Source organism: Pseudomonas sp. 29, from assembly GCF_002754355.1.
Taxonomy (GTDB): Bacteria; Pseudomonadota; Gammaproteobacteria; order Pseudomonadales; family Pseudomonadaceae; genus Aquipseudomonas; species Aquipseudomonas neuropathica.
Genome location: NZ_PEEY01000001.1, coordinates 5,921,012 through 5,939,622, shown reverse-complemented (window position 1 = coordinate 5,939,622; position 18,611 = coordinate 5,921,012). Strand labels below are relative to the sequence as shown.

At 59.0% G+C, this 18,611-nt stretch carries 19 protein-coding genes; 8 read left to right on the top strand and 11 right to left on the bottom strand.

Going from position 1 to position 18,611, the window contains the following annotated elements:
* Positions 1–93: 93 nt before the first annotated feature.
* The 3 genes from ccoN to CLU80_RS27680 all read left to right on the top strand — a co-directional run bounded on the left by ccoN (position 94) and on the right by CLU80_RS27680 (position 2,933).
* Positions 94–1,521, top strand: coding sequence for a cytochrome-c oxidase, cbb3-type subunit I (ccoN, locus tag CLU80_RS27690; protein ID WP_099759420.1), 1,428 nt, complete (start codon positions 94–96; stop codon positions 1,519–1,521).
* Positions 1,522–1,539: 18 nt separating this feature from the next.
* Positions 1,540–1,758, top strand: coding sequence for a CcoQ/FixQ family Cbb3-type cytochrome c oxidase assembly chaperone (locus CLU80_RS27685; RefSeq protein ID WP_093433014.1), 219 nt, complete (start codon positions 1,540–1,542; stop codon positions 1,756–1,758).
* A 239-nt stretch (positions 1,759–1,997) separates the two neighbouring features.
* Positions 1,998–2,933, top strand: coding sequence for a halovibrin HvnC (locus CLU80_RS27680; RefSeq protein ID WP_093433017.1), 936 nt, complete (start codon positions 1,998–2,000; stop codon positions 2,931–2,933).
* 108 nt (positions 2,934–3,041) lie between these two features.
* On the opposite strand, the gene CLU80_RS27675 is transcribed toward CLU80_RS27680, so the two are convergent.
* The gene (locus CLU80_RS27675) at positions 3,042–3,533 is read right to left on the bottom strand and encodes a hypothetical protein (RefSeq protein ID WP_093433020.1); all 492 of its coding nucleotides are present in this window, start codon (positions 3,531–3,533) and stop codon (positions 3,042–3,044) included.
* Between the two features lie 210 nt (positions 3,534–3,743).
* Between CLU80_RS27675 and CLU80_RS27670 the strand changes: the two genes are divergently transcribed.
* The 5 genes from CLU80_RS27670 (at position 3,744) to CLU80_RS27650 (ending at position 8,389) form a co-directional block, all read left to right on the top strand.
* Entirely contained in the window at positions 3,744–5,135 is a 1,392-nt protein-coding gene (locus CLU80_RS27670; RefSeq protein WP_286079794.1) for a hypothetical protein, read from the top strand.
* A 73-nt stretch (positions 5,136–5,208) separates the two neighbouring features.
* The gene (locus tag CLU80_RS27665) at positions 5,209–6,156 is read left to right on the top strand and encodes a halovibrin HvnC (RefSeq protein ID WP_093433023.1); all 948 of its coding nucleotides are present in this window, start codon (positions 5,209–5,211) and stop codon (positions 6,154–6,156) included.
* A gap of 38 nt (positions 6,157–6,194) precedes the next feature.
* On the top strand, positions 6,195–7,130 hold the full coding sequence (locus CLU80_RS27660; RefSeq protein WP_099759029.1) for a halovibrin HvnC: 936 nt from the start codon (positions 6,195–6,197) through the stop codon (positions 7,128–7,130).
* Entirely contained in the window at positions 7,127–7,579 is a 453-nt protein-coding gene (locus CLU80_RS27655) for a DUF2599 domain-containing protein (protein WP_099759028.1), read from the top strand. The genes CLU80_RS27660 and CLU80_RS27655 overlap by 4 nt, the downstream gene beginning before the upstream one ends.
* A 117-nt stretch (positions 7,580–7,696) precedes the next feature.
* The gene (locus CLU80_RS27650; protein ID WP_099759027.1) at positions 7,697–8,389 is read left to right on the top strand and encodes an aspartate/glutamate racemase family protein; all 693 of its coding nucleotides are present in this window, start codon (positions 7,697–7,699) and stop codon (positions 8,387–8,389) included.
* A gap of 1 nt (position 8,390) precedes the next feature.
* Here CLU80_RS27650 and CLU80_RS27645 read toward each other — a convergent pair whose 3' ends face one another.
* The 10 genes from CLU80_RS27645 to CLU80_RS27595 form a co-directional block, all read right to left on the bottom strand.
* Complete coding sequence (locus tag CLU80_RS27645; protein ID WP_093433034.1) at positions 8,391–8,909, bottom strand: GNAT family N-acetyltransferase; 519 nt, start codon at positions 8,907–8,909, stop codon at positions 8,391–8,393.
* Positions 8,910–9,083: 174 nt separating this feature from the next.
* The gene (locus CLU80_RS27640) at positions 9,084–10,064 is read right to left on the bottom strand and encodes a LysR family transcriptional regulator (RefSeq protein WP_099759026.1); all 981 of its coding nucleotides are present in this window, start codon (positions 10,062–10,064) and stop codon (positions 9,084–9,086) included.
* Positions 10,065–10,221: 157 nt separating this feature from the next.
* Entirely contained in the window at positions 10,222–11,169 is a 948-nt protein-coding gene (locus tag CLU80_RS27630; protein ID WP_099759025.1) for a peptidylprolyl isomerase, read from the bottom strand.
* Positions 11,166–11,636, bottom strand: coding sequence for a YbjN domain-containing protein (locus tag CLU80_RS27625; protein ID WP_095050701.1), 471 nt, complete (start codon positions 11,634–11,636; stop codon positions 11,166–11,168). Before CLU80_RS27625 ends, CLU80_RS27630 begins: the two co-directional genes overlap by 4 nt.
* A 17-nt stretch (positions 11,637–11,653) precedes the next feature.
* Positions 11,654–12,283, bottom strand: coding sequence for a DNA repair protein (locus tag CLU80_RS27620; protein ID WP_095126576.1), 630 nt, complete (start codon positions 12,281–12,283; stop codon positions 11,654–11,656).
* A gap of 17 nt (positions 12,284–12,300) precedes the next feature.
* Complete coding sequence (locus CLU80_RS27615) at positions 12,301–13,998, bottom strand: putative porin (protein ID WP_099759024.1); 1,698 nt, start codon at positions 13,996–13,998, stop codon at positions 12,301–12,303.
* A gap of 39 nt (positions 13,999–14,037) precedes the next feature.
* On the bottom strand, positions 14,038–14,742 hold the full coding sequence (locus CLU80_RS27610) for an energy transducer TonB family protein (RefSeq protein WP_007915486.1): 705 nt from the start codon (positions 14,740–14,742) through the stop codon (positions 14,038–14,040).
* 3 nt (positions 14,743–14,745) lie between these two features.
* Positions 14,746–15,171: an ExbD/TolR family protein gene (locus CLU80_RS27605; protein WP_003201710.1), complete on the bottom strand. Its 426-nt coding sequence runs from the start codon at positions 15,169–15,171 to the stop codon at positions 14,746–14,748.
* 11 nt (positions 15,172–15,182) lie between these two features.
* Positions 15,183–16,979, bottom strand: coding sequence for a DUF2341 domain-containing protein (locus tag CLU80_RS27600; RefSeq protein WP_099759023.1), 1,797 nt, complete (start codon positions 16,977–16,979; stop codon positions 15,183–15,185).
* A 14-nt stretch (positions 16,980–16,993) separates the two neighbouring features.
* Positions 16,994–18,592 carry a ShlB/FhaC/HecB family hemolysin secretion/activation protein gene (locus CLU80_RS27595; protein ID WP_099759022.1) on the bottom strand — a complete coding sequence of 533 codons (1,599 nt, stop codon included), beginning with the start codon at positions 18,590–18,592 and terminating at the stop codon, positions 16,994–16,996.
* Positions 18,593–18,611: the final 19 nt, after the last annotated feature.

Here is an 18,611-nt window from a genome sequence, read left to right as displayed (position 1 = left end):
TGAGCCTGTTTTGTTTCTGGTGGGGTTTCTACAGTGCAGCTCATGCCAGACCGGGTGGCCTGGCAAGACTTTGCAACCGTGGATGAACTGACCATGAGCACAGCAACAATCGGACAGGCTTACAACTACAAGGTCGTCCGCCAATTCGTTATCGCGACGGTTTTCTGGGGTGTGGTGGGCATGGCGATGGGCGTGTTCATCGCCTCGCAACTGGTGTGGCCAGAGATGAATCTGGACCTGCCGTGGACCACCTTCGGCCGACTGCGACCGCTGCACACCAGCCTGGTGATTTTCGGTTTCGCCGGCAGCGCGCAATTCGCCGCCAGCTACTACGCAGTGCAGCGCACCTGCCAGGTGCGGCTGTATTCAGACAAACTCGCCGCGTTCACCTTCTGGGGCTGGCAATCGGTGATCGTGATCATGCTGGTCACTCTTCCGCTGGGCTACACCACCACCAAGGAATACGCCGAAATCGAATTCTCCGGCGCGGTGTGGATGGCCGTGGTCTGGGTCGCTTACGCCATCGTGTTTTTCACCACCGTGGTGCAGCGCAAGACCAAACATATCTACGTCGGCAACTGGTTTTTTGGTGCGTTCATCCTGGTGATCGCCATGTTGCACGTGGTCAATCACCTGTCGATTCCGGTGGACTGGTTCAAGTCGTATCCAGTCTATTCCGGCGCCACTGATGCGATGGTGCAGTGGTGGTACGGGCACAACGCAGTGGGTTTCTTCCTGACCACCGGGTTCCTCGGCATGATGTATTACTTCGTGCCGAAACAGGTCAATCGGCCGGTGTATTCGTACCGGTTGTCGATTGTGCATTTCTGGGCGCTGATCACCCTGTACATCTGGGCCGGGCCGCACCATTTGCATTACACCGCGCTGCCGGACTGGGCGCAGTCGCTGGGCATGGCCATGTCACTGATCCTGCTGGCGCCGAGCTGGGGCGGGATGATCAACGGCATGATGACCTTGTCCGGCGCCTGGCATAAGTTGCGCACCGACCCGATCCTGCGATTCCTCGTGCTGTCGCTGGCGTTCTACGGCATGTCGACCTTCGAAGGGCCGATGATGGCGATCAAAACCGTCAACGCCCTCTCCCACTACACCGACTGGACCATCGGCCACGTCCACGCCGGCGCGTTGGGCTGGGTAGCGATGATTACTTTTGGCGCGACCTATCACATGGTGCCCAAAGTGTTTGGCCGCGAGCAGATGTACAGCACGCCGCTGATCAATCTGCACTTCTGGCTGGCGACCATCGGCACGGTGCTCTACATCGCTTCGATGTGGGTCAACGGCATCACCCAGGGCCTGATGTGGCGGGCGATCAACGAGGACGGCACGCTGACCTATTCGTTCGTCGAAGCGCTACAGGCCAGTCATCCGGGGTTTATCGTGCGCTTTGCCGGCGGGGTGTTCTTCCTCACCGGGATGTTGTTGATGGCTTACAACGTGTGGCGCACGGTGCGGGTGGCCGACATTTCACTGGCGCGCAGTGAAGCGCAGATCGCCTGAGGCAGGGAGTCGCGCGTGATGGAGATTTTCTTTGATGTGTTGGGCGTGATGTTTCTTTGGCTGGCGGTGGAGTACTGCTTGCGGCGGGAGACGGCGGACAGTCTGGATGAAGCGAGCATGGTGCCGTTTGCCGATGACCCCGAGGTGGCGCGGCGGGTTGAACTGGCTACCGGGAAAACCGTGAAAGCGGTGGCGCCGGAAGACGCCAAACCAGGCTGGATCAATCTTGAAATGTGAGAGGAATCAGTAGCGGAGGGGCCTCCCCTCCGCTGCCTGCACATTTTGCTCTGACAGTCCGCCTCCGACAAACGGTAGATTTTTCGTATTTTCCCTGTCAGATCTGACAGTAGGCAGGTGGCAGGTTTGTCTTTATGTTGCTAACGAGACGGCACTCATAGCGCATCGTTTTCCAACGTGCTGCCAAACACTGCCACATGACCATCGGTATTGACCAGTCAGAACCAGGGAGCACCAAGATGAGAAACGCCCTCCTTTCATTGCTCCTTGCAACACTATTAGGCTGCTCACCCATCGCCACCCAGTCACCGGTCGAGCAAGGTGTCAGCAATAGTCCAAACGTAGCAATGACAGGTCCGCAAGTGGTCGAGCTATTGAACCAGCTCTACAACTCCAAATTCGTGAACTGCCATGAGTCAGCCAATCAACCGGCTTTTCTCTGTTCCGGGATCATTCTTCGAGTCACGGACAAGCAGCCTGGCGAAACGCATCACGTATGGAACCCAAGCCCAACCTCAGTCAAGAACGGCGGAGTATCGTTTTCCTTCCTCAGGGCAGACTCGAAATTCGGCCGTCTGGCCTGGGGCAAAGGCAATGGATTAATGTTGTACCCCATCTTCGGTGCGCCGCAAGACAAGGTCGATCTGGACGTTTTGTGCTCCTTTCCCATCGATGGCTGGACCTGGAACCGCACCACCCCCTGTGGTCCACACGCCTCTTTTCCAGCGACAAGCCAGCGTTGCCGAAGTGCGGGTGTGACCACCGCCGAGCAATGGAAAAGCGTTTGGGATAACTCGCCCAACAGTCATCACATTCGACAATGTGGCTTCGACGTTTCCGAGGCAACCGGAAGGCCGGCTGCAGCGGCTTTTTACCAATCGGTACGAGCCCGCACAATGTTGAGCCAAGTGTCTGCACATTTCTCCGAACAGAATGAAATCGTGATCAAGACCTGGCCACAGAACCTGCAAAACACCTTGCCTCTGATGGCCTTCTTTTATATCGCCGGGGGGGACAATGCCGGGTTATCTCAAGCCCGAGACAATCAGAAGGATTTCTATGATTCCACGACTTCCAGAATCTGGGTGCCGGTGATCCGTCTGTATCCCCCATCCACATCAGCCCACGATGCAACATTCCAGTACGTTGACACGGATCAGTTGATCAAACCCTGATTCAGCCCGTGCTGCTCACCGTGCCTGCACTGCAAACGCAGCCAGTAGCGTCACCGCCGGATTGGCCTCGTCACGTGTGCAGGACTGGACCAAGCGAGGCCGATGGTGCTAGCCGCGTTCCCGCGGTATCAGACTCTGCAATTGCAGCGCCAGAAAATTTGCATCAAATACAAACGTGTCGGGATCCTTCAACCCATTGGTCTTGCGCCACTGCCACTCACCGTCTGCCAATCCCACCAGGGAAATACTGCCGTAACGTGCCGCCGTAAGGCCCATCACCGCCAAGGAAATCTGCCCCGCGCTGCCCATCACATCCGGCACGAACTCTACCGGTTTGCCGGCAATCACGATGCTCAGCTTTTCCGTCTTGAAGGTCGAGGTTTCCACCGGCGTGCTCGGCCCGAACGCGACATACGTCTCACGGCTGACTTCCAGCAGATCGGGCATTTGTACCGGCGCAAGCCATTGCTCAATGTTGCCGAACAACTCGATGATCCGGGCGGCCCACGCCGCCGACTGGGTCTCGAACAGTTGGGCCTTGTGCGCTTCGCTCTCGGCATAGCGGCGAAGCATATCGCCCAGTTGTTGTACGTCGTCCATTGTTGCACTCCTCGGCTCAAAGCCTGCGAACTCCGATAGTGGCAGATCAACGTGCTGGCGTACGGTTAACCACCGATTCAAGCTCCGCATACGCTTAATCCAGACGAACGGTAGGATTTGCCCCCTCCACCTGTCAGATCTGACAGTAGGCAGCCAGCGACAGAGGGTTTTAGATAAACCCTCGAGTTGCTTGAGTTCCGGAGAAGCCGCATGACCGTCGATAACGGTAAAACACAACCCCAAGACATCGCCCCTGTGATAATTCCAGGCTGGGTTACAGCCATACAACATCCGGAAAAGCCACATGGCGGAGTTCCCCTGTCGTTGCACAGCAATGGCTTTCTCCAACTGCTAATCGATCCATGGCTCAACCATAGCGCCTATGACGACGCAGCCATATTGCTCGGAACCTCGGATGTCGCGGTGATCAACAAGGTTACCCAGCCGGGCGAGGAGAATCAGCGGTTCAACATGGATCTACCTGCCGCACTATTGAAAAACGATATCAACCTGGTACGCCTGCAAGTGACCCGAGTCGGTCAGGATCCCGAAACTTCGGAGGCGCTGAAAGTGCTCTATTACACCCCGCGCCCCGGTGACCAGATTTCGGGGGGTGGAGACAATCCCAATCTGATCATGAGCCTTCCGGCCGATGTCATCACCGACGGCATCGATGCCGGCCGCGCAGAAAAGGGCGTGGATGTGACTCTGCGTTACATCCATATGCGCGAGCGGGACATCATTACGCTTTATTGCGATAGCCTGGAAAAAGAGCATGTCGTCAGCGCGGCGCAAGCAGCGGCAGGCAGCGTGGTATTGAAACTGGTCGCCATCGACTTCTGGCAGGACAACCCCAAATTCGCCATGCGTTTCAGAGTCACCGATCAACTCGGCAACTCTTCCGGCCCCCAAGCCATCTGGTCAAAAACCACGTTGATCGATGTGCACTTACGCCGACAACCGGAGCTCGATCTGATCAGGCCCAAGGTACTGGAAGCGAAAGAGTCCGGCGGCACGCTACTGAACTTCATCAAGGATTTTTATGAAGCCAAGTTCGCCACGGTAGAGGTCAACTACACAGGCTCCGACACAGGGCAAACGGTAAGAGTCCAATGGCTCGGACGCAACTTCACCTACACCACTGAGGTGCAGACTGTAAAAACACCTGGGGAAACGTTGCATTTCCAGATTCCGCGCCTGGAGGTCATCGACACTATGGGGGGCGGTGGTCGGGCAGAAGTAACCTACACGGTCAGATTGCCCGGCACTACCGATGACAAGCCCTCTCGCGATCTGAATCTGGCATTCACCGAGCAGAAGCACCTTCTAGGGCAACCCACGATCAATACGGACAGAACCAATTTAAGGGTTTACTACCCGACACTTGAAGCTCCCTACAGAGTGCGTATGGCGTTGCATGGTGTGACCACCCGCTATAGCGACGAGGTGGACATCGTCAACGAGTCTTACACCAACTTCCCGATTCCAGCGGCGTGGATCACAGAGAACCGCGGCAAAGACGTGATGTTCAACTACACGCTCAAACGTACCGGGACCAGTGAGCCACTGATCTTTTCATGGTGCCTCAGGGTGAGGCTCTAGCGAGTTACGAGGCAGGGCAACCGCAATCAAACCGACATTTCTCATTACCCTGAACGGTGAAGAGCAAATCATCATGCGCCAAATAATCGGTTTCATATTAATCGCTGTGTTGTTCGGTTGTTCCCAAGACACCCGGCAACTGCCGGCGCCCACCATTACCAATATAGTCCAGAGCATTGATGGGCCTGCCATTGCCGCACGCCTTTCAACCCTGTACGACCGCAAGTACGCGAACTGCAACAACTCAAACTCTCAACCTGCGTTTCTCTGTTCAGGCGTCATAATCAGAGTCACCGTCAAGGATCCTGACAACAAATATAAAGTCTGGGAACCGAGCCCGACTTCGGTAAAACAGGGCATGGTGACATTTTCCTATCTGCGAGCAGACTCCAACATCACACGCTTCGCTTATGGCTATAACAACGGCTACATACTCTTTCCGATATTCGAAGCGCCCACAGACAAGCTTGATCAACAAATACTGTGCTCTTACCCGTACGACGCTTGGAGTCACACTCGTGGCAATACCCCTTGTGCAGCACACGCGAGCTATCCAGCGCAAAGCCAGCTATGCCAAAACGCGGGCGTGACCACCGCAGAACAATGGTACGAAGTCTGGAAAGTGCCCGGCGGCAGCCCCAATCAACGGCAATGCGGCTTTGACGTCAGGGATGAACGCAATGCATTGGCCGGCCCGGCGTTCTATCAATCCATACGCGCCAGAGGGCTGCCCAATCCGCGCAACGAGAATCACAACGAAATCCAGATCAAGACCTGGTGCGACCCCAGCAGCGCCAACCCTGCCACTTCATGTAAACAGTCCTTCCCTGCCAACAGGTTTCCGATCATGGCGTTCTTCTACTTAAACGGCAGCGCGGGCCTGGCGGACGCCCAGTACAACCAGCGTGATTTCTATAACTCGACCAATCCGAAAGTCATCGTACCGATCATTCGTCTGACGCTTGCCAGTAGTGGCACGATTTTTACTTACATACAGGCCGATCAGGTGATCCTCCAGTAAGTCCATTCCAACTTTAGTTGAAGGAAAAGGAAATCATCATGTACAAAATAGTCGCATTCTTGCTGATCGGTTTGTTGACGGCATGCTCACAGCCTGCATCGCAATCACTTGATGTAATCGACGCGAGCGCAGTGCAGAGCCAGAGAATGGATGGCCCGGCTACCGCCACTTATCTCACGACGCTCTACGCCCGCAAGTTCCCCAATTGCAACAAAGTGGATTCGCAACCTGCCTTTCTATGTTCAGGGGTGATGATCAGGGTTACGGAAAAAGACCCGAACAATACTTATAAAGTCTGGGATCCGAGTCCCACCTCCATAAGAAATGGTGGTATCAATTTTTCTTACCTTCGTGTTGACAGCAACTTTGGCAGGTTGGCCTGGGACAATGCCAATGGCTATATCCTGTATCCCGTACTGGAAAGACCTGCCACCACAGATCAACTGCAAACGCTGTGCATTTATCCCATGGACTCCCACGGCTGGCACCGCAGTTCAACTGCGGTCTGCGTGGCTCACGCCGCTTTCCCCGAAGGTGGCCACTGTCAAGATGCAAATATTTTTAAGGGTGAGCAATTCAAAGCGGCCTGGGATAAGGCACCCGATAACAAAAACAAACGCCAATGCGATTTTGACGTCAGAGATGAACGAAACCGACTCGCCGGCCCAGCGTTTATTGAAGCCTTAAGAGCGAAAATCATACTGGGCGATTTAGGTTTCCGTGAGTGGAACGACGTACTCGTAAAAACCTGGCCCGCCGGTCAGCCCAACAAACTTCCCATCCTCGCGTTCTTCTACCTCGGCTCAAGTAAGGACCCGACGCAACTCGCCGATGCGAAATACAACCAGCGTGATTTCTATAACTCGACCAACCCGAAAATCATCGTACCGATCATTCGCGTCGAACTTGCCGCGAGTCCGACCGGTACGGCCACTTTTACATATGCTGCAGCAGATCAAGAGATCACTCAATGAACAGGCTCTGCAAACCCGGCAATTTTTTCGTATCGGCATTGACGGGCCTGGTACTTGCCACGTCCAGCGTCCACGCGACTGATACACCCACGGCTATTGCGGGTGAAAGCACGATCGTTATCGTCGAGCGCTGTAACAAGTACATAGAAAGCGCGCACTGGTTCTATCGGGACTATCAATGGTCACTCTCCATTACGCCGACGACGTGCGCGCGCAGAACTCAGGATTTGGGCACGCCGTTCATCTGGAATGAACTAACCCGCGACTACTCCAACAGTCGATATTGGAAAAACACCCACGGCATGCGCCATCAGTTGATTTGCCATATGGAGATTGCGCGGGACAAACCGCAGTGGAACCTCGAACCCTGGCGCCCGGATGTCGGCTATTCCAAGACATTGGAGGCCGGCTGCAATCACGTCATCCCGCTGCCTGAAAAAGCACCATGACACTTGCGCGAAAGATGAGCGATACAGTTCATCTGGCGCTGGCATCTGGCGTTGAAGCGCAGGACACTTCGGGCCTGTCAGGATCTGTTGATCCACACCCTTGACCGAGGAACTTCAATGCGCACCATCGGCCTGATCGGCGGCATGAGCTGGGAATCCAGCGCCGAATACTATCGACTGATCAATCAGCAAGTCCGCGATCGTCTCGGCCCGTTGCGCTCGGCGCAAATGCTGATGTACAGCGTCGACTTCGGCCCTGTCGAACAGGCCCAGCACGCCGGGCGCTGGGACGATGCGGCGGCGATTCTGGTCGATGCTGCGCGCAGGCTTGAAGCGGGCGGCGCGGAATGCGTGGTGCTGTGTACCAACACCATGCACAAGGTCGCCGAACAGATTCAGGCGGCGATCAGCATTCCGTTTCTGCACATTGCCGAACCGGCCGCACAGGCGGCTCTGAACATAGATGCACGCACGGTCGGATTGCTCGGCACCGCGTTCACTATGGAGCAGGACTTTCTCAAACAACGTTTGATTGCCCGAGGCTTGACGGTATTGGTGCCGCACGAAGCCGAGCGCAAGGACGTGCACCGGATCATCTACGACGAACTCTGCGTCGGCGTGATCAGCGATCAGTCGCGACAAATCTATCAGCGGGTCATTGAATCCCTGACCGCACGCGGCGCGCAGGCGATCATCCTCGGCTGTACGGAAATTGGCATGTTGATCAAACCCGAACACAGCGCCCTGCCCCTGCTCGACACCACCGAACTGCATGCACAGTCGGCGGTGGCGTTCGCCCTGGGCGACTGATTCAGGTTTTCGGACGAGTGCGCAGGCGAGCCATGCTCAGGGTGTCGACCCATTGCCCATCCCGCACGGCGTAGTCGCGGAACAGGCCTTCGTCCTCGAAACCGAACTTGCGGTAGAGGCCGATGGCCGCTTCGTTATCGGCATACACGGTGAGTTCGACGCGGTGCAGATTCATCCAGTTGTCGGCAACCTCCAGCGCCGCCGCCAACAGCGTCGAGCCCACGCCTTTGCCCTGCCACGCCACCGCAACGCCCATACCGAAACTGCCGGCATGCGCCCGGCGCATCCGTGAATGAGCCTCCAGCCCCAGATTGCCGATCACCACACCCTGATGCAGCGCAACCAGCTTCACCGCCCGTTCGTTGTCCGCCAGCAGGCGCTGGCGCCAGACCTCAACGGACTGAAACGGCATCTGCAGCACCTGACGCGCCACAGCTGGATCGTTGTACAGCGCAGTGATGCCCTCAATGTGCGATTCGTTGAAACGCTCGAGGTGGATGGCGGGGTTGTGGTCTGGCATGGCGGATCCTTCCTGGATCGATGTGTGGCTGACCACTCTAAACCGATAAACCGCTGCCTGGCGAATATCAAAATGTGGGAGCGAGCCTGCTCGTGAAAGCGGTGTGTCAGGCAACAGAGAAGTTGAATGTCAGATTGCTTTCGCGAGCAAGCTCGCTCCCACAGGGGATTGACGTCAAGGCTGAAACCATTCTCGACGTTCGTGGAAGGTGTGGTGAATGAGGTCGGTCAGGGTTTGGACTTCGCTGATATTTTGTGAGTCCGCGTTGACCGCCAGCCATGCCTGCAACCGCATCGGTTCCTCAAACAGCCCCGGCAGTGCGATCAGGCCCCGGTCGAAGCGGCTCATATACGCCGGCAACAACCCAATGCAAGCGCTGCAACGAATCATCTCCAGCATCAACTCATAAGACTGCATCTGCACCACCCCGGCCAACCGCTGTTCAACCAACTCATTCCACGGACGAAAGCTGTCGATCTGCCGGTCGTGCTGCCATTGCACCAGCATGAAGTCGGCGAGGTCATCGGGCGTGTCCGGCCGTGCAGTGACGCGGGAGTAGCGTTTGGCGATGTGTGGCAGGTAATCGAGGCGTGCCAGCGCCTGCGGTTCGCTGGTGGCGAAGGTCGGGCCGGGGTGTGGGGTTTCGCCATGGGCGAGCCAGAGGACGACGTCGGCGCTGACCGCACGCAGCGACAGTTCGCTGTCCAGCGCGATGATTTCCAGACGCACGCTGGCGTTACGGCGCAGCAGTGCGATGAGGTCGCGGCCGAGGATGTCGTGGAGGATCGATTCGGCGACGGCGAGGCGGATCAATGGTTGCTCGATCACCGGCAGTTTGCGTTCGTTGGCCAGCGCTATGAGTTTGGCCTGTAGCTGTTGGCCTTCGCGGGTGAGGCTTAGGGCGCTGCCCTGAAAGCTGAACAGGGTGTGTTGCAGTTCTTGCTCAAGCTGGGCCAGTTGTTTGCGCAACAAGGTCGCGCGCACGTTGAGGCTGCGCGCGGCTTGCATGAAGCAACCGCAGCGGGCGCTGACGAGGAAGTATTGCGCGACTTCGCTGTCGATGGTGGCGGCGTGTGCGAGCCACGGTTCGCTGTGGTCGTGCGGCCAGTGGTAATCGTTGGTGCCCGGTCGTCCTGCGGGTTCGGTGAATGACATCGATGACTCCCTGTCGATCTTTGTATTTGTCTTAACGCAGCTCCCTGTAGGAGTGAGCCTGCTCGCGATAGCGGTGTGTCAGTCGACATTTCTTAACCTGACACACCGCTATCGCGAGCAGGCTCACTCCTACAGGGGGTTTGTGGTGAAGGTGAAATCAGTGTTTTTCCTCCAGGACTTTGTTGAGTTCAGCGCCGTCGATGCTCAGCGTCGCGGTGTTGAGCATGCCGTCCAGGTAGGCTTGGGCGATCTGTTCCTGACGCTGAGCACGCAAGGCCTGGGTCAGTTGATCGCGCAGTTCATCAAGAGTTGCGGCGCGCGCCGGTTGTTGTTCGGTGAGTTTGATCACGTGGAACCCGGCGGCGCTTTGGACGGGATCAGAGACTGCGCCAACCTTGAGCCGCGCCACTGCACCACGCACTTCCGGCACCAGTTGCTGCAAAGGTTGCAGACCGGTATCGCCACCACGTTCAGCGGTGACGCGATCCTGCGAATATTCTGTCGCCAGTGCAGCAAATTCTGCCGGCGTCGCCTGCGCTTTCTTGCTCAGGTCGGTAGCCTGCTTGCGCACAGCCTCAAGACCTTGCGGATCATTCACCCCAAGGAAAATCTGGCTGACCCGATACAACGCCGGTGTCTGCCAATTCGTCTTGCCCGCGTCATAGGCCTGCTGCAACTCAGCCGCACTCGGATAATCCGCCGGCACCTGGCTGACCGAACGCAAGTAATCACGGAACACGATCTGCTCAGTCGCTGCCCGGGTCTGCCGCGCAACCTCGGGACGCTGCGCCCAGCCCTGCGCATCGGCCTGCTCGAGCACCGCTTTCTCGGCCAGACGCGTGCGAATCCACCGTTCCAGCGCCTCACGATTGCCGCGCAATTGTTCGCGGGTTTCCGGCGGAACTGTAGCCAGCAACGCCTGAAGTTCTGCAGGGGTTACCTGCTGATTACCCAACCGCGCCACCGCCGGCCCCGTTGCAACCGCCGCTACGGACGACGATTGCTGGGCGGCGACCGGGTCACTGCCCGGCCGCACCACCAGCGCCACGGCCACCACCAACAGCGCCACTGCAGCAGCGCTGATCACCATGGCAGGCTTTTTCACAGCGCGACTTCCTCTTGCTCGGCGACAGCCACTTTCGCGGTGGATGCTTGCGCAGCTTGAGTGAAATCACGCAGATAAACGATAAATTCCTGCAACAGACGATCCCACAATTCCAGGTTGCCGCGCAGGTGATCGTTACTCACGCCCGCTGCCACGACCACATCCATTTCCATCACCAGAAACTCGCCCTGCAACGACAAACGCGCAAAACGACGGCTCGCGTTCCACTGCTCGGCCACACCCTGTGGCAACTCACCCTGCACCCGCAGCGCACAGCTGAAAGTGAAATCGACGTAACTGCCCTGCTCCACCGCCGGATTACCGAAACGCACGGCGTAACCAATGCCCTGACTGGCGCTGAGCAACTGAACAATACCGTTCTGCTCGGTTTCGTTGACGCGATAACCCGCAGCTTGCAGGACTTCGGTCAGAGATTTTGGCGATACGTGGCTGATCAATTGAGTCATTACTTCTTCCTTGTCTATCAGTGCGTGAGCGCGGCTTGCGGCGCGTCGAATTGAGTCTTGTAGAGGTCGTCGCCAAACCCCTGGGCCAGTTCATCGAACTTGACCCGGGCGCTGCCCGCGAAGGGCTGGCGGATCTTCATCACCTCGGCCACGTCGATGTTTTCGTAGGCAGTGAGGATCTGCTTGGCGACGCCGTACATCTGCTGATTCTTGACTGAACATTGCTGCACTTGTGTGTCACGTTCAGCCAATTGCGCTTGAAGCTTAGACCGTTCTGCTTCTTTGGCACGGGCCAGCACCAGCAACTCGTCATAGGCCTTTTTGAACTTGCCGGTCTGCTCGGCACTGGCCGCTACTTGTGCCTGCGCCTGGCTGTGCAGGCTCTGCTGCTGCCCGGCCAGTTGCTCGGCGACGCCTTTGGCCTTGGCCAGTTCGGCGCTCAATTGCTTGATTTGCGCCTGCGCAGCCTTGGCCTCGTTCTGCGCCGCCAGTTGCGCGGCGCTGGCCTGGGCCTGCTGACTTTGCAGGGCCTGCAACTGTTGCGTGGTGCTGCGCAATTGCGTGCGCAGGCGCTCTTCCATGCCTTCGGCATTCACCCCGGTGGCAATCAACAGCCCGAGCCCGAGCAACACAAATCGCGTTTTCATAACCCTCTCCCGGCGCCTTAGAAGCGCGTGTTGATCTCAAGCTGCAAGACGTCGATGTCGAACGGCGCGCCGTACACCGCTTCGGTACTCATCCAGCGACCGGTCGCGTAAACGTTCTTCGCCAGACCGTAGTTGCCGCCGATGAAATAACCCTTGGCGTTGGTGCCGCCGAGGTGGAACGACGAGTCGTTGAAGCCGTCCGGCAAGGCGTCCGGCTGGATGTACTTGTAGCCAGCGAACATGTTCCAGTCGCCCTGCTTTTTCAGGTCCAGCGCGCTGCCGAGGGTGAACTGCACCATCCACGCATTGGCGCCGCTTTCGATGTCGCCGTTGCTGTCGAGGTTGTTGACGATCTGCCCGGCCGAGCGCTTGCGCATGTCGCCTTCGTCGTAGGCGAGGTTGTGGATGTAGTTGCCCTGGCTGCGCAGTTTGAAATCTTCTGGCAGGTCAGCATCCCAGACCATGTTCAGATCAAGCAGGTTGAATTCCGAAGCGAGGCCAACAAACTGCGGCTGCGGCGTGGTGGTCGGGTTGAGCGGGTTCGGCGTGATGTCGCGCAGCAGGAACACGCTGTTGCCCTTCTGCATGAACGCTGCGCGGCTGCCATCGCTGTCGCAACCTGGCGCGCCGGCCCACGGTTCGCAAGGGCTGGAGCGCTGGCCTTGAATGTCGTCGAAGCGGTAGTAAGCCAGTGCGCCTTTCAAGCGGTTGTTGCTGTTGATCGCCCACTTGGCGCCGATCTGCGCGCCGTACAGCCACTTGTTGTCGCTCTCTTCCTTGTCAAAGCCGTTGCTGCTGGCGGTGTCGTTGGTGTAGTCCACCGGGAACGCACCGACGGTGCCGAACACACCCCAATCGCGGTTGAGCTTGTGGTCGAAAATCGCTGCCACACCGTCGAAGTTCAAGTCGTTGGAATAGAGCATGTCGGTGGACATGAACGGGTTGGCGAAACGCCCGCCGGTCAGGGTCAACTCATCGGTAGGCTTCCAGTTCAGGTAACCCTGATCGAGCCAGATGTCCTTTTTGGCGAAACCGCCGCCGAGGCTTTGTGTGGTCGATACCGGGTTGTTGTCCGAGCCGGTGCCGATGCGAATGCCGGCAGTCCATTGCGGCGAGATCTCGGCTTTCATGCCCAATCGCGCACGGATGCGGAATTGATTGGTGCGGTCTTCGCGGGTGTTGAGCAGTGGCGGCAGATTGGTGCTGCTGTTCGGGTTAACGTCGTACGGGCCATTGTTGTTGAGCTTGGCGAAGTCGACGATCTCGTTGCTGTTGCTGTCCGAGTAGTAGCGCGATTCGTCACGCAGGCGAATGTCGCCGTCGAAACTGATGCGCGCTGCCCATTCCGGGAAGCTGTTGGGTGCGGCCCAGTTTTCCTGTTTGGCGGTGGCCATGACTTCGGCTTTGACCTGGTCGCGGATCTGGTCGCGCACCGCTGCCGGCACGTATTGCACTCGGACGTCGCCCGGCGCAGCGACCGGCCCGGCCGCGACTGCGGTGGATGCGGCGGCCTGTTTGGCCTGGGCCGCTTCGTTCTGCGCCTGAGCGATCAGCGCGTCGGCCTTGTCCTGTTTCAGAATGCCCTGCTCGACCAGCAAGCGGATCAGATTGATCGTGGCGTTCTCCGAGGGCGCAGGCGCTGCCACGGCCTGACCGACCAGGGTCGCAATGACCATGCCGACCGCCAGGGACAATCGATTCACGTTGGAAATCATCTGCACACAACTCCTTTTGGCAAAGCGTAAATAAGTGAATTAACCCGGACGCCGCCCTTGCAGGGACAGGCGCACAGGCAAAGTGATGGAGGCCGGTGGCCGTTCGCTCAGCGCCGGGGCACCGCGCAGCGCCGCCAGCACCTGGGTATCGATTTCGGGATTGCCGCTGGACTTGATCAGCTCGACCCGGGTGATCTCGCCAACGCTGCTCAGCCAGACATCGGCCTGCAGCGAGAACGCGAGGTTGCGCAGCTCAGGGTTCTCACGGAGCAAACGCTGGAAGGTGAACGCCAGAAACTGGCTGTACGTCCCCGTGCCCAGACGCCCGCCGCCGGTCCCGGCCATGCCGCCGCCCTTGCCCGCGCCAATGTTGAAAGCGTCGTTACCGGACTGCGCATCGCCGTCCATTTGCATCGGATTGGCCAGATCGTCCGCCGGTGATGGCGGTGCTTCTTCCTCGGGCTTGACCTCTTCCGGTTCCGGCGTTGGCTCGGGCTCGACGACTTTTTCTTCGACCGGGGTTTCCGGCTCCGGCGGTTTTTCTGGCGGCGGTGGTGGCGGCGGTGGCAACGGAATGATCGTTGGCACCTTCGGCGCTTCGCGGCGGATGCCGCTCATGTCGTTGGCCCACTGCCACAGAAACCACGCAGCGAGCGCGCCGATCAGCAAGCCGGCGCCCCACTTCGCATAACGCAGCGCTGGCTTTTTCACCGGCAGCGGCTCGATCGGGAGTTGTGCGGTCATGACTCAGCCCTGACTCGGTTTGCCGGTCACAAGACCGACCTGGGACAGTTCGAGCCGGCGCAACAGATCCAGCACTTCGATGACTTTCTGGTATTGCACGGTCGCATCGCCGCGCACGATCACCGGGAAATCCGGGCTCTGCGCCTTCTCGATGCGCAGGCGTTCTTCCAGTTCAGCCAATGTCACGGGGTAGGCATCGAGGAACACCTGGCCGCCGTCGTTAACCGAGATCGCTTTGGTCTTGGCCTCGGACAGCGACACGGAGGCGCTGGCCTTGGGCAGGTTGATCTGGATCCCGGAAACCTGCGCGGTGGCGGTGAGGATGAACATCACCAGCACCACCATCAGCACGTCGACCAGGGGCGTGATGTTGATGCTGTCCACCGCGGCATCGTCATCATCGTCGTGGGAGGCATTTACAGAAGCCATGTCAGTGCTCCTCAGGCCGGTACGGAGTGGTTGGCGTGATGGCCGCGATGCGACGCTTCACTGAACTGGCTCTCGCCGTGCATCTCCGCCAGACGGGTGATGAACTCGTCGACGAACACGCGCATGTCGGCGCTGACTTCCTTGTTGCGGGTGATCAGGCGGTTGTAGCCAAACAGTGCCGGGATCGCGACGAACAGGCCCATGGCGGTGGCCAGCAACGCAGCAGCCATACCCGGCGCGATGGCGTTGATATTCACGTCGCCGGCCATCGCCGTGCCGAGGAACACCACCATGATCCCCAGCACGGTGCCGAGCAGGCCGATGTATGGGCCGCCGGCGATGGCGTTGGACAGGGTCGAGAGTTTCGAGCTCAGTTGCTGGTTTTCCCGGGTACGTACGCCGTCCATGGAGCAGCGGATCGCTTCGATGGTGGCTGCTGACACCGACGAGGTATCGGCGCCCTGCTCGCGACGGGTGCGGATCTCTTTCACCGCTACCAGATACAGACGCCACAGCGACGAATGCTGCAAACGCTGCGCGAGTTGCGCGTCGTCGGCGAACATCTCCAGACGCGTGCCGACCTTGGCGAACTGCACGCGGAAGTCTTCGTTGGCGGCACTGACGCGGCTGAGGCTGCGGTTCTTGCGCAGCATGATGATCCACGACTGGAACATCATCAGCACCAGCACGGCGATGATCACCCAGGCATCGATCGGCACGGCGTTGAGCAGGAAACCGAGGCTGCCGAAACCGAAACCGGATTGCTCTTCATCAACGCCGTAAGCGACCAGTTTCGACTCGGCGCCTTGCGAGGTGGCGTCGGCCAGCAGCAGTGCTGCCGGACGTGACACTTTCGACAGGCGCAATTCGTCGATGGCGCCCACGAACGGCTGGAACGGGCCTTCGTGCACGTCAGCGCCGATGGCCATGACCGAATTGAAGGCCGGCATCGCCTGGGCGAGCGTGGCGGCTTCGCGGCCATTGATGAACAGGGTCACTTTGGAACCTTCAGCAGTCAGCGCAACGTGCTGCCATTGGCCCGGATTCAGCGCTTGTGTGGCGACGGCGCGTTGGCCATCGATCTCCACAAACGGCACGCCTTGGTTCGCACCGATCAGCAAGCTGTTGGCGCCTTCGCGACGGGCGAGAATCAGTTGCTCGCCATTGGCCTGATCCAGACGCAGCCAGGCACTGAAGGTGAACGCACTGCCAGCGTTGTGCTGCAGCGATGGACTGGCCGGCAGCAACAGCGGCTGACCGCTGAACTGCAAGGCGCGCCCGACTACGCCGTCAATCGCCGCGCCGGTCGCGCTTTGTGCGGTATTACCGTAGGCGGTGGTGTCTTTGGCCGGGGTGCCAGTGGCGCCGTCAAAGTGATAGAGCGCGGTGTAATTAGGGTCGAAGGTCAGTTGGCCGTTGCCGGTGGCCGGCGCCTTCTGATTGCCGTAATACATCCAGATGTCCTGGCGCTGAGCGCCCTCGACATTCGGCACATCGACCCAGATCAGCGCCATGCCCATCAGCGCATCAAAACTTTCGATCTGGTGGTTGAGCACAGTCTTGTCATCGGCGGCGACAAAGCGCAGATCAGAGCCATCCTCTTTCACGCCATCGAAGGTGAAATTACCGGTGTGCAAACGCACCAGTAACGCGGTGCGGCCGAGGGCCTGATTGATCGCCGCACCTTGCGGCGTGGTGTCGACGGCGATCTGTTTGCGGTAGTGCCAGTCGTCCTGCCACCAGGCCTGAGCCGTGGCCGGGAGCACGAAGCCCAGGCAGATAAACAACGAAAGAATGAGGCGCTGCATGAACGTGCTCCTTGTCAGAAAGTGGCTTGAAGATTGAAGTGCAGGCGCGATTCCTGCTTCGAGGTGTTCGGCCCTTCGAGTAGCGGGTAGCCCCAGTCGAGACTGCCGGACAGCCATTTGCTCAGGCTGGCGCGGGTGCCGAAGCCGACGCTGGCCAAGGCGTAATTGGCGTCCTGATCCGGCAGTTCGTCGCGCAGATACAGTTGCGCGCCTTCGGCAAAGGCGTAGAAACGCCAGTCCTGCATCCATGTGCCGGCGTACTTGGCCAGCGACGGCGTGCGCACTTCCTGACTGAGCAGCAAGCCGTCATCAGCGGTGCGTTCGGCAGCCAGATAGCCGCGCACCGAAGTCGCGCCACCGGCGGAGAATTGTTCGTTGGAAACCAGTGGCCCGGACGCCAACTGGAAAGCGGCTTTGCTTGCGCTCTGCCAGTCGCTGTCGAAGGTCCAGGTGTAATTCGTGTCGCCCTTGAGCACAGCGAAACTCGGCTTGGCGCGGTAGCGTTTGTAGTCGAAGTCTTCGTCGGAACTGCCGTAGCCGAAAATGCTACGAGTGGCGGCTACCAGGCTCAGACCGAGGCCGAGCTGGCTCTTCTCGGTGTAGCGATAGCCGTTGTAGGCGAAGGTGAACGGGGCGTATTGCAGCGGGACTTTGTCGCTCTCACCGGACAGGGTCAGGCGTTCGTCGAAGTCCTTGAAGTCGATGCCGGCCGACAGCGAGTTCGACCAGTTGCCGCTCGATGGCAACGTGTAAATCGCCGAGACGCCATAGGAATGGCCCTTGCCCAACACGTTGCTGCCGCCGATGGTGGCGACGTTGCTGTCGGACTGGTAACCGGAGAACTGCACGCTCCAGCGATCCGTCAGCGGCGCGGTATACGAACCCGACCAGACCTTGGCGTTGTCAGTGTCCTGCGGCGCGGTGAAGTAAGTCAGGTTGATGCTGTGGCCGAGTTGCCAGAGGTTGTTGTAACCGACGCTGGTGACGGTGCGCAGCTTTTCGGTATCGGCGCTGTAGTCGTTGTTGAGGCCGACGCTGGCGGTCCACGGGTTTTGATCTTCGACCTGCAAATCGACGTCCATGGTGCCGGGGCGCTGACCTTCGCGCACCAGCGGCATCACTTGGCGGCCCGGCGTCTTGTTGAGCTGCGCCAGTTCGCCCTGGACCTTGGCGAAGTCCGGCACCTCGCCCTCCTTCAACGCCGGCACGTCGTCGCGGATATCGAGCGGCGAATAGTGTTTGGCGCCGACCACACGTACCCGGCCGACCTTGGTTTCGCTGACTTGCAGGTAGACGATGCCGTCGGCGACGGCTTGTTCCGGCAGCTCGACGAACACCGATTGATAACCGCGCTCCTGATAAGCCTTCTGCAATGCGTCCCGAGCACCTTCGATATCCGTGAGGGCTTTTTGCGGGCCAAGAAACGGGTACACCGCCTCTTCGATCGCCCGTGCATCGAGCACGGTGTTGCCGCGCACGAAGTATTCGTTGACGTCGACCAGACGCTGCGCCGCCGCGTTGTTGGCGGCCTCCTCGGCCAATGCCGGCTGCGCGCCCGCCGTCACCAGCAGCCAGCCCCACAGCGCCAGCCGTGACTTGAAAATCGGTTCCACACTACCCCCTGAATTCGCG

What these genes read in the sequence shown, in the direction of transcription:
- CLU80_RS27645 (WP_093433034.1), bottom strand. Translation starts at nt 8,909, where the DNA reads ATGCCAGACCACAACCCCGCCATCCACCTCGAGCGTTTCAACGAATCG.
- CLU80_RS27650 (WP_099759027.1), top strand. Translation starts at nt 7,697, where the DNA reads ATGCGCACCATCGGCCTGATCGGCGGCATGAGCTGGGAATCCAGCGCC.
- CLU80_RS27615 (WP_099759024.1), bottom strand. Translation starts at nt 13,998, where the DNA reads ATGATTTCCAACGTGAATCGATTGTCCCTGGCGGTCGGCATGGTCATT.
- CLU80_RS27670 (WP_286079794.1), top strand. Translation starts at nt 3,744, where the DNA reads ATGACCGTCGATAACGGTAAAACACAACCCCAAGACATCGCCCCTGTG.
- CLU80_RS27620 (WP_095126576.1), bottom strand. Translation starts at nt 12,283, where the DNA reads ATGAAAACGCGATTTGTGTTGCTCGGGCTCGGGCTGTTGATTGCCACC.
- CLU80_RS27675 (WP_093433020.1), bottom strand. Translation starts at nt 3,533, where the DNA reads ATGGACGACGTACAACAACTGGGCGATATGCTTCGCCGCTATGCCGAG.
- CLU80_RS27655 (WP_099759028.1), top strand. Translation starts at nt 7,127, where the DNA reads ATGAACAGGCTCTGCAAACCCGGCAATTTTTTCGTATCGGCATTGACG.
- CLU80_RS27625 (WP_095050701.1), bottom strand. Translation starts at nt 11,636, where the DNA reads ATGACTCAATTGATCAGCCACGTATCGCCAAAATCTCTGACCGAAGTC.
- CLU80_RS27605 (WP_003201710.1), bottom strand. Translation starts at nt 15,171, where the DNA reads ATGGCTTCTGTAAATGCCTCCCACGACGATGATGACGATGCCGCGGTG.
- CLU80_RS27680 (WP_093433017.1), top strand. Translation starts at nt 1,998, where the DNA reads ATGAGAAACGCCCTCCTTTCATTGCTCCTTGCAACACTATTAGGCTGC.
- CLU80_RS27610 (WP_007915486.1), bottom strand. Translation starts at nt 14,742, where the DNA reads ATGACCGCACAACTCCCGATCGAGCCGCTGCCGGTGAAAAAGCCAGCG.
- CLU80_RS27665 (WP_093433023.1), top strand. Translation starts at nt 5,209, where the DNA reads ATGCGCCAAATAATCGGTTTCATATTAATCGCTGTGTTGTTCGGTTGT.
- CLU80_RS27600 (WP_099759023.1), bottom strand. Translation starts at nt 16,979, where the DNA reads ATGCAGCGCCTCATTCTTTCGTTGTTTATCTGCCTGGGCTTCGTGCTC.
- CLU80_RS27660 (WP_099759029.1), top strand. Translation starts at nt 6,195, where the DNA reads ATGTACAAAATAGTCGCATTCTTGCTGATCGGTTTGTTGACGGCATGC.
- CLU80_RS27640 (WP_099759026.1), bottom strand. Translation starts at nt 10,064, where the DNA reads ATGTCATTCACCGAACCCGCAGGACGACCGGGCACCAACGATTACCAC.
- ccoN (WP_099759420.1), top strand. Translation starts at nt 94, where the DNA reads ATGAGCACAGCAACAATCGGACAGGCTTACAACTACAAGGTCGTCCGC.
- CLU80_RS27685 (WP_093433014.1), top strand. Translation starts at nt 1,540, where the DNA reads ATGGAGATTTTCTTTGATGTGTTGGGCGTGATGTTTCTTTGGCTGGCG.